Below are 1,036 nucleotides of genomic sequence, written 5' to 3' on the forward strand. Positions count from 1 at the left end.
CTAGATGATTGATGTGCTATCCGGTCTGTTCGGATAGGCGAAGAGTGCCCAGGATCGGTGGTATCACCGCACGCTCGACCACGGAGGTCGTCGTGGACACCGACCTGGACACTCTCCTGATCGCACTGTACGTCGAGTTGACCGACCGCATCCTGCCCTCGCTCCAGACACGGCACGGGCCGGGCCCCGGCCACCCGCCGAAGGTGACCGACGCCGAACTGGCCTGCCTGGCGGTCGCGCAGGTCCTGCTCCGGTTCAACAACGAGCGGCACTGGCTGCGGGCCGCCCCGACCCTGCTCGGCCACCTCTTCCCGCGGCTGCTGTCCCAGAGCGAGTACAACCGCCGGTTGCGGGCGGCCGGGCCGGTGATGGAGGCCGCGCTGCGGTGGCTGGCCGCACACACCCCCTCCACCACCGAACTGCTGCGGCTGATGGACGGCACCCCGGTGCCCTGCGGCGCCTCCCGACAGACCGCGAAACGCTCGGACCTGGCCGGTTGGGCCGGATACGGCATCGACAAGTCCCACCACCGCTTCTACTGGGGCGCCGAGCTGATGCTCCTGTGCGCCCCTGATGGCGCGGTGACCGGGTTCGGCCTGGTCAACCCCAAGCTGGTCAAGGAGCGCGACGCGGTGCGGCTGCTGCTCGCCGAGCCGAAGAACCGCCCCCCGCGGGGCACCGTGGAGGTGTGCGACAAGGGCTTCGCCGGGGCCGGCTTCGAGGCCGAGCTTGCCGAGCTGGGGATCGCCGTGGTGCGGCCGGCCCGCAAGGACGAACCGCACGACGGGCGCTTCCCGTTCTGGCTTCGCCAGCGCATCGAGTCGGTCAACTGGACCCTCAAGGGCCAACTCGGGCTCGCCGCGCACGGGGGGCGTGTCCGATCCGGGCTGTGGGCCCGGGTCGTCCAACGACTCCTCGCGCTCAACGCGGTGATCTGGCACAACTGGAACGCAGGTGTCGACAGGAAGCGCAGCCTGATCACCTACGACCACGTCACGCCCCCGATCGGCACGTAAAAGCGCATCAATCATCTAGC

At 69.4% G+C, this 1,036-nt stretch carries 1 protein-coding gene; it reads left to right on the forward strand.

Annotated features, from left to right (window positions below; all coding sequences use genetic code 11):
* Positions 1-92: 92 nt before the first annotated feature.
* Positions 93-1,016: a hypothetical protein gene (locus BIV57_RS23140; RefSeq protein ID WP_071658819.1), complete on the forward strand. Its 924-nt coding sequence runs from the start codon at positions 93-95 to the stop codon at positions 1,014-1,016.
* Positions 1,017-1,036 lie beyond the last annotated feature (20 nt).

The organism is Mangrovactinospora gilvigrisea (assembly GCF_001879105.1).
GTDB lineage: Bacteria > Actinomycetota > Actinomycetes > Streptomycetales > Streptomycetaceae > Mangrovactinospora > Mangrovactinospora gilvigrisea.